The sequence below is a fragment of the Lysinibacillus irui genome, assembly GCF_028877475.1.
Taxonomy (GTDB): Bacteria; Bacillota; Bacilli; order Bacillales_A; family Planococcaceae; genus Lysinibacillus; species Lysinibacillus irui.
The window spans coordinates 2,628,815-2,648,664 of the sequence record NZ_CP113527.1 but is presented as its reverse complement, the minus strand read 5'-3'; the positions used below and the strand labels follow the sequence as shown (position 1 = coordinate 2,648,664).

The window sequence follows — 19,850 nt, the reverse complement described above, 5'->3', positions numbered from 1 at the left end:
ACATGAATAACCATAACAAGACGATCTTTGTGACTGGAGCGACAAGTGGTGTAGGCTTAAAAATTACAGAATTGCTTGTTGCACAAGGCCATACGGTATATGCCACAGGTCGCAATGCTGTCGCTCTAAAAGTACTAGAACGATTAGGAGCACATGTCATTCAAGCAGATTTAACTAATTTACATACACTGGATGATGTTTGTGCACAGCTCCCCACTCTTGATGTTGCGATTCTCTCAGCAGGCGTTGGAAAATTCGCTAATGCATCTGCCTTAATGGATGAGGATATTGCTCAAATGATCGAATTGAATGTCAGTGTACCAATCTATCTTGCGAAAAGATTAGCCTCTACGATGATGGAGCGTCAACAAGGCCATTTGATATTCATCGGTTCACAGGCGGGAAAGGTAGCTACCCCGAAAGCGAGTGTCTATGCTGCTACAAAACATGCGATAGTAGGTTTTACAAATGGACTTCGAATGGAGTTAGCACCTTACATGGTCAACGTAACCGCTATCCATCCTGGTCCAATTGATACACCATTTTTAGATAAGGCAAATGATGCAAGTGGTTATCGAGAGTCCTTAGGTAGATTTTTATTATCAGCCGAGGAAGTGGCAAGAGCAACAGTGAAAACGATCGAACGCCCAGTACGTGAAGTCAACTTACCAAAAATCATGGGATTATCAAGTAAATTATATGCACTTGCGCCTGCAACCATTGAATTTTTAGGCAAATCGTTTTTCCATAAGAAATAACAAAAATCTAACTGTAAACATGCTTTATGCGTGTCTACAGTTTTTTTCATATTTATGTAAATTTGTTGATATAGTAGTGAAAATGAAGCAAATAAAGGAGAATACGATGTATACAATCGGACAAGTTGCTAAATTTTTAGGCATTACAAGAGATACAATCAAATTTTATGAGGAAAAGGAATTGGTAAGACCACAGCATAATAGAGAAAACGGGTATAGAACCTACAATCATTTTGATATCTATGATTTAACAACGATCAACTTTTATAGAGAAATTGATTTGGAAATCAAAAAAATCCAGGAATTAAGAAAAGGCAAGAGCATTGAAGGGATTCAATCTATAGTAGAAGAGAAAGAACAGGAAGTGTTAGAGGAGATTGCTTATAAAAAGCTCCAATTAAAAAAGCTCCAGCTCGTAAAAGAAGACTGCGAAAAAATAAAACAATTTTTAGGAAACTACACGATAAAAGAAATGAAACCTCTAGAAGTAATGGGGGAGATCGACCATTATAAAGCTTATGATGATTATGACACGTTAAAAGAAAACACTGACAGTTTAAAAAAAGCGGTGATTCTTACTTCGTTAAGAAGAGTCATACGGTTCAATGATGAAGGCATGGTAGAAAATCAATTTGTGATTGTCAGGAAAGTAGAAGATGGTGAAAACATAATCGATGGAGACATTGTAGCTCATCCCAAATGTTTGTATACAGTCATTGAAGATGGGCGATGGTCTACGGGTGGCAAAAATACAGACGAAAAAGTGGAAGCGAGCATTAGACAAGTAGCCAAAGAATACGGCTATGAACTGGTAGGGCTTGTTTATGTTAACTTATTACTGACCACTTATGAAGAGGGACTTGAACGTATTTTTTTAGAAATGTATGTACCGGTCAAGTAAAGAAAAAATACGATTGACCTGTGAGTAACCCCCAGGTTTATGCTAAAGGTATTCGTAGTGAAATGGGGGATTTAACATGAGTAGAACAAAGAAGCTTAAAAGACCAGTAGCAAGCTTTATACTTTTAACTAATGTCATATTTTGGCCACTTTTTTGCCTTGTGGGAGCCATCAAGCTTTTAGGGCTTCCAACTTGGGTGTTTGACGTAGTTCGCTGTTTGTCAGCTTGGTCATCAACGTTTGCCTTTGCCATCTTATTTAAAAAAATCTATCCTACGCAAAGCTTTGCCCACTTTGTGAAAAAGAAATTAACCAATAAGCTTCATCTTTCAGTCATTGTTGTTGTACTGGCAATACAAGTCTCTATCTTTTTCATGATTGTCTTACTTGTATGGAATAAGGAAGGGGTAGACTCTATTTTGACAATATCTTCTTGGGGGATGCTAAGCTATTACTTTATTAAAAATCTTTTATCTGGACCATTAGGTGAAGAATTAGGATGGCGAGGCTTTGCACTACTAGAGCTTCAAAAGAAATATTCCCCATTAATAGCTTCCATCATCATAGGATTTTGGTGGGGGATGTGGCATGTACCAATTTGGCTTACAACAGGATTTATGGGGATAGATTTAATCAAATATAGTTTATTCTTTATGTTGTCTATCATAGCAACGAGTATCATCATGGCAGCATTTTATAATTTAAACCAAATTCTCATCATCCCCATTATCATTCATCAGTTCTTTAATTTTTTTATTGGTTTGATCAATGGCAACTTAGTCGATTTATTAATGTACAATGCCATTCTTTATTCACTAGCCGCCATTCTTCTTATTTTAATTAACCCCAAAAATGTATTATATAAGACCATTCCCATGAATAATTAGAAAAGAATCCAGTTTTTAAGATGGATTCTTTTTTTTTTGTTCATTGCTAAATTTATATTGTATACATTTATATAAATAGTAAAAAAGCGTTTTTTAGAGTAAATATTCGTGTTACCATCATGACTTAATGTCTGCAGTGACAGACTTTTGACAGGAAAAATAATTGTCTATGAATTTATAAAAATACACTTGTATTTATTTTTATAACATGATACTATTCGTGTATAAACTTTTAAATGAATGTATAAACATACATATCTATAGAGCAATGGAGGCGCATTTTTAATGGCAAATAAAAAAGTTGTATTAGCTTATTCAGGTGGACTTGATACTTCGGTAGCAATTCCATGGTTAAAAGAACAAGGTTGGGATGTAATTGCAGTATGTCTTGACGTTGGCGAAGGAAAAGATCTTGAATTCGTAAAAAATAAAGCTCTTCAAGTAGGAGCTATTGAATCTTATATGGTGGATGCAAAAGACGAATTTGCTGAGGAATATGCATTAATTTCATTACAAGCACATACTTGGTATGAACAAAAATATCCATTAGTATCAGCACTTTCTCGTCCTTTAATCTCGAAAAAATTAGTAGAGATTGCGAACCAAGTAGGCGCAGATGCTGTTGCACATGGTTGCACAGGAAAAGGAAATGACCAAGTTCGTTTTGAAGTTTCCATTAAAGCTTTAAACCCTGATTTAGAAGTTTTAGCACCTGTACGTGAGTGGGGTTGGAGCCGTGATGAGGAAATCGAATATGCGATGAAACATAATGTACCGATTCCAGCGACATTAGACTCACCATTTTCAATTGACCAAAACTTATGGGGACGTGCCAATGAAGCAGGTATTATGGAAGATCCGTGGGTGTCTCCACCAGAAGAAGCTTACGGTTTAACCGTTTCTGTTGAAAATGCACCAAATGAAGCTGAATATGTGGAAATCGAATTTGTTGCTGGTAAACCAGTAGCCTTAAACGGTAAAGAAATGAAGCTTGCTGATTTAATTCAAGAATTAAATGCGGTAGCAGGTGCACATGGCGTAGGACGTATCGATCACGTGGAGAATCGTCTAGTTGGTATTAAATCTCGTGAAGTGTATGAAATTCCAGGCGCTAAAGTGTTGTTAACAGCTCATAAAGAACTAGAAGACTTAACACTTGTAAAAGAATTAGCACACTTCAAGCCAGTAATTGAGAAGAAGCTATCTGAATTAATTTACGATGGTTTATGGTTCTCACCATTACGTGATGCACTTGAAGCGTTCCTTGCACAATCACAGCAATATGTAAATGGTACAGTACGTGTGAAACTATTCAAGGGTCACGCTATTGTAGAAGGACGTAAATCACCGAATTCACTATACAATGAAAAGCTAGCAACATACTCCAAGGAAGATCAATTCAATCACGCTTCCGCAGTTGGCTTTATCGAATTATGGGGTTTACCAACTGTAGTGAATTCTTCTGTTAATAAAAAGTAATATTGAACGAGCAATGTGTGGTGAGGCATTTGTGTTTTTACTACACTTTGGCTAAGGACTAAAGGAAAAGGTGAGCTGACATGACAAAACTTTGGGGTGGACGTTTCCAAAAATCAGCAGAAGCATGGGTAGACGAGTTTGGCGCATCCATTGGCTTTGACCAGCAACTTGTGCTAGAGGACCTTGAAGGTAGTGTTGCACATGTCACAATGCTTGGTGCAACAGGAATTTTACCGGCAGCTGACGTAGAGGCCATACTAGGTGGTCTTGCCCAATTAGAAGAAAAGGCAATTGCAGGTGAACTTGAATTTAGCGTTGCCAATGAAGATATACATTTAAATTTAGAAAAAATGCTAATTGATTTAATTGGTCCTGTTGGTGGTAAGCTACACACTGGTCGTAGTCGTAATGACCAAGTAGCAACGGATATGCATCTATTCTTGAAAAAGCGAGTGCAGGAAGCCATTGATTTAATTGTAACATTCCAAGAAACGCTATTAGAGAAGGCACAGGAGCATATCGAAACGATTGCACCTGGTTATACACATTTACAACGTGCGCAACCGATTTCCTTTGCACACCATTTAATGGCCTATTTTTGGATGCTTGAGCGAGATAAACAACGCTTTACAGAATCCGTGAAACGCATAGATATTCTGCCATTAGGAGCAGGGGCTATGGCGGGTACAACTTTCCCAATAGACCGTATAAAATCAGCAGAGTTACTTGGTTTTACTGAAGTATATGCAAACTCTATGGATGCTGTAAGTGACCGTGATTTTATCGTCGAATTTTTAAGTAATTCGTCATTGCTTATGGCCCATCTCTCGCGCTTTGCAGAGGAAATTATTATTTGGTCTACAGATGAATTTAAGTTTATCGAGCTAGATGATGCCTTTTCAACAGGCTCTTCGATTATGCCACAAAAGAAAAACCCTGATATGGCAGAGCTAATTCGTGGGAAAACAGGCCGTGTTTATGGTAACCTTATGGGCTTATTAACTGTATTAAAGGGTACGCCATTAACGTATAACAAAGATATGCAGGAGGACAAAGAAGGCATGTTCGATACGGTGCATACCATTCTTGGCTCACTTAAAATCTTTGAAGGCATGATTGGTACAATGACCGTTAATACGGAACGTTTACATCAAGCTGTCCATTCCGATTTCTCGAATGCAACGGAGTTAGCAGACTATCTTGCTACAAAAGGGATGCCATTCCGTGAGGCGCATGAGGTGACAGGCAAACTTGTCTTTACATGTATTCAAAAGGGCATTTACTTATTAGATTTACCATTGGAAGAGATGCAGCAGGAAAGTAAGCTCATTGAAGCCGACATTTTTGATGTGCTAGCACCAGAAGCGGCTGTTCGTCGCCGTCATTCCCTTGGTGGAACTGGCTTTGATCAAGTAAAAATTCAAATTGAAAAAGCCAAAGCCTGTCTTCAAGAACATTAATTTTGCGTGCATGTCCAAGTGACTTTTGCATAGATATTCATTAAAGCTGTCCTGTGAGGCACTATGAAAACCTTTAACCTTTTTCAACTGAGCCAGAGGGTGAAGTGAAAAAGAGACCCTTACATACGTGAAGGACAATCCCCAATTCTGGAGACGCGGAATTGGGGTTTTTGTATATGGAAAGATGGGGAGGAATTAAGACAATGAATGACCGTTTGACAAAGGGGCTCGAAACAATCAAACAATATGTCACAGAGGAAGAAGCAGCAAGGATGATTGAATCTGATGCCTTAGCCGATGTTGCACCCGATTTACGCAAAATGATTATTGAATTTGCTTATGGTGATGTCTATTCACGACCAGGCCTGGATGTGAAAAGTCGGGCACTTGTTGTTATTACTGCAGTTGTCACACAAGGTGCCACACCACAAACAAAAACACATATCCAGCGAGGTTTACATGCTGGCTTAACACAAACAGAATTGGTCGAGGCACTTTTACAATTAGTACCCTACATTGGCTTTCCAAAGGTACAAAATGCTTTAACAATCGCACAACAAGTTTTTGCAGAAAAAATCATGCATAAAAGCAAAAGCAAAGACTCATAATAAAAGAGGAAACACTTATTAATCTAAGATGATGGGGAGGATGCAGAATGAGTAATTGTCAAACACCCAAAGACCAAGAATCTCAGGAAAGTCCGCCACAACTGTCAACGGTTGAAGCTTCATAAATCTTAAGCCTAAAGGTGAAACAGAACTATTCTGTTTTGCTATAGATTAAGAAGAAGCGTAAACTATACCAGTTAAAAATCAAATAGAGGCAATAAGTGTCCATGGATCCAGAATTATTTCTGGGTCCTTTTTTAGTTTAGTTTGAGGAAACAAGGGTGTTAGAAGATATTTGGGGAGAAACCACCGCATAAGTGTTTGGAAATGATCAAAAAAGGGGGGAATCCGCTCTGAAAGGAGGTGGAAGTGATCATAAAAAGTGTGAAGCCGCTCGAAAAGGAGGTGGAAGTGATCATAAAGAGTGTGCCCCCGCTCGAAAAGGAGGTGGAAGTGATCATAAAAAGTGTGTATCCGCTCGAAAAGGAGGTGGAAGTGATCATAAAGAGTGTGTTGCCGCTCGAAAAGGAAGTGGAAGTGATCATAAAGAGTGTGAACCCGCTCGAAAAGGAAGTGGAAGTGATCATAAAGAGTGTGAACCCGCTCGAAAAGGAGGTGGAAGTGATCATAAAGAGTGTGTTGCCGCTCGAAAAGGAAGTGGAAGTGATCATAAAGTGTGTGAACCCGCTCGAAAAGATGATGGAAGTGATCATAAAGAGTGTGCCCCCGCTCGAAAAGGAGGTGGAAGTGATCATAAAGAGTGTGTTGCCGCTCGAAAAGGAGGTGAAACTGATCATAAAGAGTATGAAGCCGCTCGAAAAGGAGGTGGAAGTGATCATAAAGAGTGTGTTGCCGCTCGAAAAGGAAGTGGAAGTGATCATAAAGTGTGTGAACCCGCTCGAAAAGGAGGTGAAAGTGATCATAAAGTGTGTGAACCCGCTCGAAAAGGAGGTGAAAGTGATCATAAAGAGTGTGCCCCCGCTCGAAAAGGAGGTGAAAGTGATCATAAAGAGTGTGCCCCCGCTCGAAAAGGAAGCGAAAGTGATCATAAAGTGTGTGTACCCGCTCGAAAAGGAGGTGAAAGTGATCATAAAGAGTGTGCCTCCGCTCGAAAACGAAGCGAAAGTAATCAAAAAAAGTGAAGACCTTCCCATAAAGAAAACAGAAGCGCTCATACAGCAGTAGAATCCGCTCCAAGTAGAGGCAAAAGCGCTCACTATATGTAAGGGCGCCACCCTTAAGAGTAAAAATTCCAATACAAGATAGCCATCACCAAAATAAATCCCTTCATTTGACATATAATCAAATCTGTATTACCCTAGATATAACAGATTCTGTTTGGTTGTTAACAATACAGATTGGAGGGGTGACATGCAAATACGGTTAGATCCAAGCAGTGAATTGCAGCTTTATAAACAATTAGCCAATCAATTGATTGAAATGATTGCTACAGGTGAGTTAAAAAACGGTGATACATTACCATCTGTACGTGCCATGGCTACGGATTTAGGAGTCAATGTAAGCACGGTGAGTAAGAGCTATCATGAGCTTGAAGATAAGGGTTTAATTGAATTAAAACCAAAGGCAAAAGCTGTAATTATTGGTGGTCAAAAGCGGGAGCTTGAGGAAACAGAGGTGGAAAAAGTAGAAAATGCTTTAAAGCCTATTATGGCGGAAGCTTTTGCTCGTGGGCTCGAAAAAGAACAAATGACAAATTTGTTCCAACGAATTTTAAAACAATGGAAGTAGGGGTAGTATGCTTATAATAGTAGGCATCTTTATCATCGTCGGGATTTTGGAAGCCATGACACCACACTTATCAAGAAAATCGATAGTCTTTGGTGTTTCCATACCAGAACCCTATGTCATGCATCCTCAATTACTGCTTTGGAAGAAAAAGTATAGCCAAATAATAGGTGCTCTTACAGGTCTATTTTTACTCGGACAAATCGGCATATACTTTTCACCCATAAAAGAGGATAAGATGGTTTTAATTTCCTTTATTTTCTTGTATGTTATGCTCCTTCTTTCATCTGGCCTTTACATGAATTACCATGTCAGAACGAAAAAATTAAAGGCACAGGAGCAGTGGGAAGCACACATAAAAATGGTCTACGTTACAGATTTATCTATTCGCCAAAAAGATGAAACACTATCGCCTGTATTTTTTAGCTTACCAATCATTATGACAGTAGCACTCATCACTTTTACGTACATGAATTATGAGGCCATTCCAGATGTTTTTGCGACGCATTGGAATGCAGCAGGCAAGGTAGACGGCTGGACGGAAAAATCATGGATCTCTGTCATCAGTATGCCGCTTCTATTATTAGCGATACAAATCAGCTTTTTCATTCTGGGGCGGGGCATGAAAAGTGCCAAAATACAATTGAGTGCACAAGCTAAAGAAGCATCCATTCATCGTGAGCTAGCTCATCGTAAATATGGAAGCTGGTATTTAGCTGCGATAAATTTTAGTATGACAATTCTTTTTGTTGTTTTACACTATACAACTGTGATTTTACATGACCAAACAGCCCCATACTTTTTCCCACTTTTTCTTGTTTTTAATGTCGTTACGTTAGGGGGCTTGCTATTACTAATTTGGAAGTTCAGTACAAGTAATGAGCGATTTGATGAAATACATACAAATGAAACAGCTGTAGCAGATGATCAATACTGGAAATGGGGCATATTTTATTGCAACAAAAATGATCCATCCCTATTAGTGCAAAAAAAATACGGAATTGGCTGGACCGTTAATTTTGCCAACAAGTGGAGCTACTTCTTAATTGGTATAACATTATTGCCAATTTTATTGGTGATTTTTATATAGAGAGGAAGATTAGATGAAAAAATGGTTATTGTTATGCTGTACGCTGTTACTCTTAGGGGCTTGTGGGCAAAAAGAGGCGACAGCTGAAAATCAAGAAACAAAAGGGGAACGTGCCATGAGTGAACAGTTTATTGGAAAATGGGAAGGAAATATTGAAACACCTAATGGACCACTACCGATTATCGTTGATTTACAAAAGGAAGCTGGCACATTATCTGTCCCAGCGCAAGGCTTATCGAACTTTCCATTTAAAAGCGTGAGCTATACAGGCGATAAAGTAACAGTGTCCATTCATTTAAACGGCTCTGTGATTGCTATAAATGGAACATTAAAAAATGAGCAAATAGAGGCTACATTCCAACAAAACGGTGCCAAATTCCCATTAATCTTAAAAGCTTATAAAGAGCAACCCGTTACGTACGAAACAATAAAGATTCCTGTTGAAGATGGTAACTTAACCGTAGCATTGCAAAAGGCTAGCGCATCTCCAACGCCAGTGGCACTTATTATTGCTGGTTCTGGACCAACAGATAAGGATGGAAATTCAGCTTTAGCTGGTAAAAATAATAGCTTGAAAATGCTTGCTGAAGGGTTAGCGCAAGAGGGCATTGCGACAGTGCGCTATGATAAGCGTGGACTTGGTGATAATCAAGCACTTTTAACAAAGGAAGAGGATAGCACGTTCGATCAATACTTAGATGATGCAGTACAAATTATCCAAGCATTACAAGCTGATGAAGCTTACTCAAGTATTCACGTTATTGGACATAGCGAAGGTTCGCTCATTGGTTTGCTAGCAGCCCAAAAAACAGATGTAGAGTCCTTTGTCTCGATTGCGGGAGCGGGAAGACCATTGGATGAGGTGCTATTAGAGCAAATAAAAGGTCAGTTACCGCCAAAGCTATTCAACGAATCGACAGACATTTTGAAATCGTTAAAACAAGGTGAGCAAGTGAAAAATGTTTCGCCAGAGCTTCAAGCACTCTTCCGACCATCTGTACAGCCTTTCCTTATTTCCTTGTTAAAGTATCATCCTGCCGATGAGCTTGCCAAAGTGAAAAGTCGTGTATTATTAGTCCAAGGAACAACCGATTTACAAGTGAAAGAAGCCGATGCGGAGGCATTAAAGAATCGCAAACCAGAGGCACAGCTGCTTTATATGGAGGGCATGAATCATGTGCTGAAAAAGGCACCAGTCGATCGTGCCAAAAACTTAGCAACCTATGCAGACCCTTCATTGCCGTTACATGAAGAATTACTACCAGCGATAGAGCAATTTATACAAACGAAAAAGTAGGTTGATTGACTATGGGAGTTCTTGTCTATTTAATAATCATGTTGCCATTTCTCATCTTTGCCATCGTTTTATCACAAGGTAAAGGAGCATTTTTAATTGCCGGCTTTAATACGTTGCCACAAGAAGATAAAAAACAATATGACGAAAAAGCACTAGCAAAATTTATGGGGAAAATGATGTATGGTTATTGTTTTTGCGTTCTCTTGTGGATTCTGGATGAAGTATTCCATACACAGTGGTTATTTAGTATAGGATTTATTCTTTTCATAGCCCTAACGATTTTCTTAATGATTTTTGTGAATACCGGCAATCGTTTCAAAAGATAAATCGTGCAATGACAAGACTATAATGTACATTTTCCGGTGCTCTTCAGACTGTAGACCAACTCAATGAATTTCGAGTTAGTCTACAATCTTATTTCTTTCGTGATGAATCACCTTGAAAGTTTACTTTTTATTAACATACGAATATGGAGTTCTTTAAGTAGAAGGAGATTGGAACGCAGGACGGCGACTCCAGAGGTAAAGCGGGAAAGTCGAGATCCAGGACTGAGAGCAAAGAGGGAAGCAACTCGACCCCGATCGTGGAAAGCGTCCGCCAATAATAGAAATCAACAGCATTATTTTGATCTTGTTGTGTTTTTTAAAATGATGTTCTTTCACTTAATGATCATCATCGTCTCTTTTATAAGTGGTAGTCATCACTGTAATCTCCATCTCCTTCATGAAAAAAAGTGAGTAGCGTTTTCATCCATGAAAATTTGTATAAATTCATCCAGGTAGCTCATAATAACAAAGATTCACTTATGAAATCTATAATGATGAGGAGGATGAAAAATGAGTAGGTTCGAAAATTTAGATCCAAAATCTCAAAAAATCCACCGCAACTGGTCAAGGATTAAGCATTCCAAATCGCAAGTAAATGGTGAAACGGAGATTACCCTCCATAACCGCCTGTTGCGAAGTGAAGCAAAGGCCCGTCAGTTTTAATCATGCTAGAAAAGTAAGTGTCATCAAGCCCAGAAAAAATTCTGGGTTTTTTTTATGGATAAAAATAGAAAGTGGCATGTATTATTATATAAAAAGGAGGATTAAGCTTTGAATATTTCTATTCCTACATATTTACAGTCATTTGCAGAAAACATCCAACAAGAAGATGTTGAAACCCAGTTTCAGCTTCATTCTAGTACAGGCAATCGACAGTTTGAAATTTGGTTTTACGGTGATTTATTAACGATTGAAGACGAACCATTGCCTTTCATCACTGGCGAACATGCTAGAATCGTCGCTAAAGATTCTGAAACAACGGAGGAGATATTACTGTTTGATGCGACCCTACATGGCTATAATGCGCTATTCTGCGATGAATATACAGAAGATCAACGTGTTAATCGTCCGTTAAAGAAATATAATATGCCGGCCACTGAAATAGTCGTCTCATTTTTCTATAATATTGACTATGATGAAGAGGTTGATGACTATCGTTCAGATGACCATGGAAATGTGCTCCTCATCAGTGGACAAACAGCAGACTGGGAAACAATCAAATGCAATGGTTATGATGCTTTTGCTTTTTATGTCAAGAAAGAGGTTGGCACACTACTAGCATTTGCGCAAGAAGAATTAGCCTAATAGGAAAGGAACGAAGAATGAATGAAACGAATACAATTCACACAAGAAGTAGCTAATGAAATCATCCATTATAATTCAGTGGATGCTTTTTATCGAAAGATCATGAAAACAGAAGAACCTACCAGTATTGGCTTGATCTATATTGAACCAGGCGGTGTCGTAGGTATGCATGAAGCCCCCATTCCACAGCTATTTATTGTTGTTCAGGGTGAAGGTTGGGTTTGCGGTGAAGATGGAGAAAAGATGGTTATAAAAACAGGAGAGGGTGTACTTTGGCAACAAGGACAAGCGCACGAATCAGGCAGTATGACAGGATTAACAGCACTTGTAATCCAGGCAGAGCATCTACATCTTACATAAAGATTGAATTTGTTCGTATAAAAAGCTTAAGAGAGAGCAATAGATGGTGCAAGTCTATTATAGGCTTGGTGTATTAAGTAAATGCACTGTGCTTTATAAAGGCCAATTTTCTAATCGTAGAAAATTGATCATCGTTTTTTATTTAAAGCAGTACTTAACTGTGCTAACTAAAAAAGCGACCTTATTGATGAGTTACCTTCGCGAAAAAACGGACTAGATTATCCCGCTTAAAATGAAAATGCCACTTACATATTTTCAAACTAAAGAAAATCAACTACAATAGACGGATGGTAGAAACTCTAAATTCTACCTATTTATCTTTATTTATACAAAATACACTAGAGGAGCACGACGATGAAAAAGAAGTTTTTATCTTTACTCATGACCATAATAATGGTCCTATCCGTTAGCGTATCGGTGTATGCCGATGAAACATCGCCAGTAGCGACAAGAGGAGATATCGTTACAACCTTGTTGACAGCAGCAGATGCTTATCAACCAGGAATTAACAAAGCAACTGTAATACAAGGCTCTAAAAACGGAGATTTAAGAGAGAATGAGCCAGCTAAGAAAGTGGAAGCATTAGTCATGTTGAGCAGAGCATTCGGTGAATTGCCAGAGCCAGTTGGCAATGACCTTCGCAGTGGAACATTTGACATTGAGTTTACAGATGTACCTGCATGGGCAAAAAAAGATATCGATAAACTGACAAAAGCAGGCGTCCTGACGGGTAACGCTGACGGTACCTTAGGTGCAAATGACACGATTACGATTGCTGAATTCCAAAACATCATCGCTAGAATATGGTCACTTAAAGGCTCACATTTAAATGATGATTTTTATGAAGCAATCAATAAAGAATGGTTAAATAAATCAACAATTCCGGTAGGAGAAATCATGGGTGGTGGTTTCCCTGAGCTTCAAAAGGAAAATACCGATAAAATTGAAGAAATAATAAACGCGCTCTCTGGTAAAGAATTTGCAGAAGGCACTAAGGAACAAAAAATTGCCGACTTCTATTCGACAGCGTTAGATACAAAAAATAGAAATAAGCAGGGGATTGAGCCCATCCAAAAATATGTAAAGGCAATTAACGAAGCTAAAACTCTTGATGAACTTGTTCAAGCAGATCTTGCTCAAGAAAAAGAATTAGGACTAAGCTCACTTTTCGGCTTTGCCATCATGAACGATGCAAAGAACAGCAGTGAAAATGCATTGTATTACGCCGGATTAGCAACTGGTTTGGATAAGAACAGTTTTGTTACGGAAGATGCAAATGCAAAAAATGCCTATATTGAATATATGACAAAACTTCTTGTAGTATCTGGCGAGGAAGAGTCTACAGCGAAAGCACTTGCTGAGCAAGTTTACGAAATGGAAAAAAGCTTAGCTTCTGTGTCGCTCGATCCTCATGAACAAGGCGATGTTAATAAATATTATAATCCATATACAATTCAACAATTCGATGACATGTTTAAAACTGTAGATATGAAGCAAGTCTTGACATCTATGAAGGTCGACAGTGCTGATAAAGTAATCGTATTCGATTTAAAGCTGGCGGAAAAAGGTGCGGAAGTCTTGAATGATACGAACCTTCATGTGCTTAAAGCTTACTCGAAAGTGCAATTACTTATGGCAACAGGCAGTTTACTATCAGATGAATTTGGGGACGCTGCTAATGAGTTTGCTGCAACGTTATATGGAGTTACAGGAGAAAAAACAGAACAGGAAAACGCTGTAGCCCTAACAACGAGTACAATGAGCGGATATTTGGAGCAAATGTTTGCCGAGAAACATTTTTCACCAAATGCTAAAAAAGATGTTGAGCAGATGGTAGAGAAGTTAATTACTACGTATGAAGAGAGAATTAAATCTCTTGATTGGATGTCTGAAACAACAAAAGCGAAAGCTATTAAAAAGCTGGATACTATGATCGTTAAAATCGGTTACCCAGATAAGTGGGATGCGACATTAGATAACGTAGCGATCAAGACTTATGACGAAGGCGGTTCACTGTTCTCTAATACCTTTGCAGTAAACAAAGCATACATTGAGAACACGAAAGCTAAGCTAGGAAAACCGGTGGATAGATCAGAATGGGTAACGAGCGTATACACTGTAAATGCTTTCTACAATGCTCTTAATAACGAAATTACATTCCCTGCTGGTATTCTGCAAGCTCCTTTCTATGATATTAACGCTAAACCTGAAGAAAACTATGGTGCTATTGGCATGGTTATTGGTCATGAAATAAGCCATGCTTTTGATAACAACGGATCTGCCTACGACGAACATGGAAATGCAAATAACTGGTGGACAGATGAGGACTTTGAGAAATTCAAAGATAAAAATCAGAAATTGATTGAGTTTTATAATGCTATTGAGATTATTCCAGGAGTATTGAACGACGGGCAGCTGACACTAAGCGAGAATGTCGCTGATTTAGGTGGGATGGCTGCTTCACTACAAGTTGTCTCTCAAATGAGTAATCCTGATTATAAAGCCTATTTCGAAAGTAATGCAGAAATGTGGAAATCCACAACTACAAAAGAATTTGCAGCGGTTCTGAGCAAAAACGATGTACATTCAGCCAATAAAATTCGAGTAAACCGTACGATTGTAAACTTCCAGCAATTCTATGATACCTATGGAATTAAGGCGGGAGATGGCATGTATGTAGCCCCGGAGGACCGAGTTTCTATCTGGTAAAATTTAATTATATCGATAGCTGACTAAGAAGACCATTTAATGTAAGGCTGTATATTCAAAAACATCAAAAAGACAGATTTAATCGACAAAGCTTGTTGATTAAATTCTGTCTTTTTTCCTGAATCGCTAATCCTACGAGGGCCAGTTATTTTAAGAAAAAGATATCTCAACTAAAATCTTTATCTTATTAAGTATAACTCTGGCGACTGATAATATTGCGCAAAACACTTTTAACTTGTTGAGAAGTCTGCACAATATCATCGCCATTTCTTCACGAGCATCAGGCTTTTACCATATGATATGTTTATTAAAACGCTAGTGTCTCAAAAAGATAATAATAAACTATTTAAGTTTCAGGAGCTGCGTTACCTTCATATATTTAAAACCAACTTTTACTAGGAAATTCTGTACAAAAGTAATGTCATTTTCGTGTATCTATCGTATAATAAGTGTCAACACTTTTCACCTGAAAATCCAATTTTTATCTTTATTGTAATATCCAATCAGTAGAGGGGGATTACTTTCATGCAAGTAGTTGAAAAAGCATTTGGCTATATTACGAGAGAACGTGAGGAACAAATACAAGTACTCGTATTTGAACAAAATACCATAGGGGCAGGTATTCAAGTTCCAAAAGGTACAGTTGAGGAAGGTGAAACACCATTAGAGGCAGTGAAGCGTGAAATGTTGGAGGAGACAGGTCTCACATCGCTTGTCGTCCAGGGACTCATTGCACAGGATTACTTTAATCATCCGTCAGGTATTTTACAGAAACGATATTTTTACCATTTAACCACGAATGAATCACCAGATTCTTGGCAGCATCATCCAACGGGATTGAACGAAGGAGACTTACTATTTTCTTTTTATTGGATTTCGGTAGAGCAAGATGCATTGTTGGCGAAGGGGCATGGGGATTATTTATATCGTTTATTAGCCAAGGTGGAAAATTGAGCGTTCAATAATAAAAACCGCGTCATACTAGGCGCGGTTTTCATGTTTCTTCAATTATGCTCGTGCAGCAATCTCCAAAGCTTGTGTGAAATCAGCAATTAAATCCTCTACATGCTCAAGCCCTACAGAAAAACGTAAAAGGCCATCTGTAATCCCACGTTTTGCACGCTCCTCAGGCTCCATAGCAGCATGACTCATCTTTGCTGGGTAGGAAAGAATTGATTCCACTCCCCCAAGTGAGACTGCAAAAACAGGAATTGTCATCGCTTCGACTAATGCTTTTGCAGCTGCATAACTTGGTAGACGGAAAGATAATACAGCTCCAGCACTTGTACATTGTTGCTGATGAATGGCATATCCTGGGTGTGAGGCAAGTCCAGGATAGTAGACTTGTTCCACCAGTGGGTTACTAGCTAAAAATTCTGCAATTTTTTGAGCAGATTCAGCAGAACGACTAAAGCGTACATCGGTTGTTTTAATATTTTGTAATAGTGTGAAAGAATCCTGTACACCTAAAATATTTCCGAATGAATTTTGGATAAAATATAGCTCTTGTCCTAGCTTTTCATCAGCTGTGACTGTTAAGCCAGCAATGATATCAGAATGGCCAGATAAAAACTTTGTTGCACTATGAATGACTACATCAACACCAAGTTCTAATGGCCGCTGGTGTAATGGGGTCATAAAAGTATTATCTAAAAATGTAAGACATTGATGTTGCTTCGCAAGTGCCACTACACCACGAATGTCGGTAATACCTAATGTTGGGTTCGATGGTGTCTCCATATATAATAGTTTTGTAGCAGGGGTTATCGCTGCCTCAACTGCAGCTATATCTGTAAAATCCACAAAACTATGGGAAATGCCAAAACGTGGTAACACTTTCGTTACAAAACGATACGTACCTCCATATACATCCTCCGTCACGACGATATGGTCACCTTGTGATAACAACATGAGTGCTGCTGATACGGCCGCAATTCCAGAAGAGAACGCATGAGCACGAACGCCACCTTCCAGCTCGGCAATAGCTTTTTCTAACGCATCTCTCGTAGGGTTGCCAGAGCGTGCATAGTCATATTCGCCAAACTCATCAATACTTTCTTGGTGGAACGTAGATGATAGATACATAGGAACGTTGACGGCCCCTTTTTGATTCGCATAGCCATCGCGAACCCCTGCGTGAATGAGACTAGTTTCAATATGTTGCTTCATTTTTTATGCCTCTTTTCTAAGGATATCGAACACTTGACGTAAGTCTGCAATTAAATCTTCTGCTTCCTCAATACCAACAGAGAAGCGTAATAAACGATCACAAACGCCGCGTTCAACACGTTCTTCATAAGGCATATCGGCATGTGTTTGTGTAGCCGGATACGTAATAAAGCTTTCGACACCACCTAGACTTTCAGCAAATGTAATTAACTTTAAGTTACGAAGGAATGGATCAATCCATTCAGGCTTTTGCAAACGGAATGACAACATACCACCTTTTCCTGTATAAAGTACATCTGTCACTAATTCCTCTTCCTCTAAATAAGCAGCAATTGCTTTCGCATTCACATCATGTTGTTTTAATCGAAGATGCATTGTTTTTAAGCCGCGAATAAGCAGCCATGAATCCATCGCCCCTAACACCATTCCACTGCCATTATGAATAAAACCAATACGTTCTGCTAATTCTGCGCCTTTCGCTACTACTAGACCAGCTAAGACATCATTATGTCCACCGATATATTTCGTAGCAGAATGTACTACTATGTCTGCCCCTAATTCGATCGGACGTTGGAAGTAAGGAGTATAGAAGGTATTATCGACAATTAATAAAGCTCCGTGCTTATGTGCTAATTCTGCATACACTTGTAAATCAAATTCCTGCATAAGGGGATTTGTCGGTGTTTCAATAAATAATGCACGTGTATTTTCATTAATTAATGCTTCCACTTGCTCAAGTGATTCAAATTTTGAATAGACAGCTTTGATATTATAAGTTTCTTGGAAGAAGTTAAAAAGTCTATATGTACCGCCATATAAATCATCTGGCACCACTAATTCATCGCCTGGTTTAAATATGGATAGGACTAGTTGAATGGCAGCCATCCCAGAGCTACAGGCAAAGCCCATGTCGCCACCTTCTAAATCTGCAATCCCTGCTTCTAAAAGAGCACGTGTTGGATTCTTTGTACGAGTATAGTCAAAGCCAGTAGATTCTCCAATTCCTCCATGTTTATAAGCAGTTGATAAATGAATTGGTGGACTCACAGCACCTGTTGCCGGATCACTTAAATTTCCTAGTTGTACAAGTTTTGTTTCAATACTTCTGTTTAATGTCATGACGTCACTCTTTTCTCCAATATTATTAAAAGCGACAAATTTCGCTTTCAATTTAATAGTATTCTCAATAATTGTTACCAATTTAACATGGATACCCAAGAAGAACAAGGGTGATTTCAGAAAATTAGCTAGATTATTTATTGTTAATCAAGTAGGAATAGTAGGGTATAGAATGTGATGACGTCAAATAAAACGAAGGGAGAGTGGTAATACTATGAAGTGGTAATACTATGAAAGGAAGCAGTGACCACCAAAAGAAGTAAATTTCAACATAGAAGCTCAAAATAAAAGCATCTGCCTCAATGTGACAGATGCTTTTGACCCTTATGTTAGGCTTGTTCTTTTTTTAGCAAGTCGCGAATTTCTTTGAGGAGCTCTTCTTTAGCATCCAGTTCAGGAGCTGGTTCTTCAACAACAGCTTCCTCTTTTTTACGAGTGAGTTTCGTCATGATTCGTAAGGCCATAAAAATAGCAAATGCAATGATTAAAAAATCAATGATTGATTGTAGAAATACACCTAAATTGACTTGGGCTTCACCTGAGCCAAAGACAAAGCTCTTTGTTAAATCAATACCACCTGTTAAAACACCAACTAATGGCATAATGATATTTTCAACTAAGGAGGTAACAATTTTACCGAAAGCACCACCAATAACAACTGCAACTGCTAGATCGACAATATTGCCTTTCATCGCAAATTCTTTAAAGTCTTTCCACAAAATAAATTCCTCCCTATTATTATCCATAAAATTAATCAATCTGTATTTTACTATATTTTTCCCAAACCTTTCAACCGCTTTCGTAGTGAAAATAGTAATCTTGTTTAATAAAGTACATAATTTCAAAAGATTTACTACCTATATCGTAAAATTTGGTAAAATGGATGAAGAATACTAGATTAGGTGTGACTTATGGCAAAGAAAAAGAATAACAAACCGATGTTATCATCAGCCACAAAATTGGGCATGATAGCATTATTAATTCCTATAGCGATAACTGTTTATGTCCTGACATTTTTTGCGTGGAAGGAACTTCAAACACTACCGATTTTCGAAAAACTCGCGCAACAAAAGGCGATTGAAGAAATTCAACAACATTTCGATATGAATATTCCAGAGAAATACATACCTATATATGTAGCGGCTGAGGAGAAATATGGTGTACCATGGACATTACTTGCAGCACACCATCGAATTGAAACACGTTTTTCTACTATAAAAACGATGGTTTCGTCAGCAGGAGCAGAAGGCCATTTGCAATTCATGCCTTGCACATTCGTTGGTTGGAAGCATCCCACTTGTTCAGGGCTAGGTAAAGGTAATATCACGAAGGCAGAATTAATGAACCCAGAAACCATTGCAAAATATGGAGGATTTGGCGTAGATGCAAATGGAGATGGCATAGCTGACCCATATGATATAGAGGATGCGGTATTTAGCGCAGCTAATTACTTATCTAAATACGGTGCTGCAAAAGGGAATATTAAGAACGCTGTTTTTGAATACAACCATAGCAAAGAATATGTAGAAGATGTGTTGTATTACTACAAATTATATGATGATTATCATGATGATCTCAAAGCGGCTGTTCTTATAAATAATGAATAATAAAGAGCCATCACATTGGATGGCTCTTTA

20 protein-coding genes are annotated in these 19,850 nt (G+C 38.3%); 17 read left to right on the top strand and 3 right to left on the bottom strand.

Annotated features, from left to right (window positions below; genetic code table 11):
• Positions 1 to 2: 2 nt before the first annotated feature.
• The 16 genes from OU989_RS13380 to OU989_RS13305 all read left to right on the top strand — a co-directional run bounded on the left by OU989_RS13380 (position 3) and on the right by OU989_RS13305 (position 15,879).
• Positions 3 to 758 carry an SDR family NAD(P)-dependent oxidoreductase gene (locus tag OU989_RS13380; RefSeq protein ID WP_274793535.1) on the top strand — a complete coding sequence of 252 codons (756 nt, stop codon included), beginning with the start codon at positions 3 to 5 and terminating at the stop codon, positions 756 to 758.
• 106 nt (positions 759 to 864) lie between these two features.
• A complete protein-coding gene (locus tag OU989_RS13375; RefSeq protein WP_274793534.1) occupies positions 865 to 1,659 on the top strand; it encodes a MerR family transcriptional regulator in 795 nt (264 codons plus the stop codon).
• A 76-nt stretch (positions 1,660 to 1,735) separates the two neighbouring features.
• Positions 1,736 to 2,545, top strand: coding sequence for a type II CAAX endopeptidase family protein (locus OU989_RS13370; RefSeq protein WP_274793533.1), 810 nt, complete (start codon positions 1,736 to 1,738; stop codon positions 2,543 to 2,545).
• A gap of 285 nt (positions 2,546 to 2,830) precedes the next feature.
• The gene (locus OU989_RS13365) at positions 2,831 to 4,024 is read left to right on the top strand and encodes an argininosuccinate synthase (RefSeq protein ID WP_274793532.1); all 1,194 of its coding nucleotides are present in this window, start codon (positions 2,831 to 2,833) and stop codon (positions 4,022 to 4,024) included.
• A gap of 80 nt (positions 4,025 to 4,104) precedes the next feature.
• Positions 4,105 to 5,484 (top strand): argininosuccinate lyase, encoded by a 1,380-nt coding sequence (gene argH / locus OU989_RS13360; protein WP_274793531.1) that lies wholly within the window; start codon positions 4,105 to 4,107, stop codon positions 5,482 to 5,484.
• Positions 5,485 to 5,687: 203 nt separating this feature from the next.
• Positions 5,688 to 6,092 (top strand): carboxymuconolactone decarboxylase family protein, encoded by a 405-nt coding sequence (locus OU989_RS13355; RefSeq protein WP_274793530.1) that lies wholly within the window; start codon positions 5,688 to 5,690, stop codon positions 6,090 to 6,092.
• Between the two features lie 369 nt (positions 6,093 to 6,461).
• Positions 6,462 to 7,277: a hypothetical protein gene (locus tag OU989_RS13350; RefSeq protein WP_274793529.1), complete on the top strand. Its 816-nt coding sequence runs from the start codon at positions 6,462 to 6,464 to the stop codon at positions 7,275 to 7,277.
• Positions 7,278 to 7,463: 186 nt separating this feature from the next.
• Entirely contained in the window at positions 7,464 to 7,841 is a 378-nt protein-coding gene (locus OU989_RS13345; RefSeq protein WP_274793528.1) for a GntR family transcriptional regulator, read from the top strand.
• 7 nt (positions 7,842 to 7,848) lie between these two features.
• The gene (locus tag OU989_RS13340) at positions 7,849 to 8,928 is read left to right on the top strand and encodes a DUF1648 domain-containing protein (RefSeq protein WP_274793527.1); all 1,080 of its coding nucleotides are present in this window, start codon (positions 7,849 to 7,851) and stop codon (positions 8,926 to 8,928) included.
• A 13-nt stretch (positions 8,929 to 8,941) separates the two neighbouring features.
• A complete protein-coding gene (locus tag OU989_RS13335; protein WP_274793526.1) occupies positions 8,942 to 10,225 on the top strand; it encodes an alpha/beta hydrolase in 1,284 nt (427 codons plus the stop codon).
• A gap of 11 nt (positions 10,226 to 10,236) precedes the next feature.
• Positions 10,237 to 10,551 carry a DUF3784 domain-containing protein gene (locus tag OU989_RS13330; RefSeq protein WP_274793525.1) on the top strand — a complete coding sequence of 105 codons (315 nt, stop codon included), beginning with the start codon at positions 10,237 to 10,239 and terminating at the stop codon, positions 10,549 to 10,551.
• Positions 10,552 to 11,061: 510 nt separating this feature from the next.
• Positions 11,062 to 11,214: a YpzG family protein gene (locus tag OU989_RS13325; RefSeq protein WP_274793524.1), complete on the top strand. Its 153-nt coding sequence runs from the start codon at positions 11,062 to 11,064 to the stop codon at positions 11,212 to 11,214.
• 108 nt (positions 11,215 to 11,322) lie between these two features.
• Entirely contained in the window at positions 11,323 to 11,856 is a 534-nt protein-coding gene (locus OU989_RS13320) for a hypothetical protein (protein WP_274793523.1), read from the top strand.
• 21 nt (positions 11,857 to 11,877) lie between these two features.
• Positions 11,878 to 12,216 (top strand): cupin domain-containing protein, encoded by a 339-nt coding sequence (locus OU989_RS13315; protein WP_274793522.1) that lies wholly within the window; start codon positions 11,878 to 11,880, stop codon positions 12,214 to 12,216.
• A gap of 381 nt (positions 12,217 to 12,597) precedes the next feature.
• Complete coding sequence (locus tag OU989_RS13310) at positions 12,598 to 14,925, top strand: M13-type metalloendopeptidase (RefSeq protein WP_274793521.1); 2,328 nt, start codon at positions 12,598 to 12,600, stop codon at positions 14,923 to 14,925.
• A 525-nt stretch (positions 14,926 to 15,450) separates the two neighbouring features.
• Entirely contained in the window at positions 15,451 to 15,879 is a 429-nt protein-coding gene (locus tag OU989_RS13305) for an NUDIX hydrolase (RefSeq protein ID WP_274793520.1), read from the top strand.
• A gap of 54 nt (positions 15,880 to 15,933) precedes the next feature.
• Here the strand turns inward: OU989_RS13305 and OU989_RS13300 are convergent, their stop codons facing one another.
• The 3 genes from OU989_RS13300 to mscL form a co-directional block, all read right to left on the bottom strand.
• Entirely contained in the window at positions 15,934 to 17,094 is a 1,161-nt protein-coding gene (locus OU989_RS13300) for an aminotransferase class I/II-fold pyridoxal phosphate-dependent enzyme (protein ID WP_274793519.1), read from the bottom strand.
• A gap of 3 nt (positions 17,095 to 17,097) precedes the next feature.
• On the bottom strand, positions 17,098 to 18,213 hold the full coding sequence (locus OU989_RS13295; RefSeq protein ID WP_274793518.1) for a methionine biosynthesis PLP-dependent protein: 1,116 nt from the start codon (positions 18,211 to 18,213) through the stop codon (positions 17,098 to 17,100).
• 329 nt (positions 18,214 to 18,542) lie between these two features.
• Positions 18,543 to 18,932, bottom strand: coding sequence for a large conductance mechanosensitive channel protein MscL (gene mscL / locus OU989_RS13290; RefSeq protein WP_274793517.1), 390 nt, complete (start codon positions 18,930 to 18,932; stop codon positions 18,543 to 18,545).
• 192 nt (positions 18,933 to 19,124) lie between these two features.
• On the opposite strand from mscL, the gene OU989_RS13285 reads away from it, so the two are divergent.
• A complete protein-coding gene (locus tag OU989_RS13285; protein ID WP_274793516.1) occupies positions 19,125 to 19,820 on the top strand; it encodes a lytic transglycosylase domain-containing protein in 696 nt (231 codons plus the stop codon).
• Positions 19,821 to 19,850: the final 30 nt, after the last annotated feature.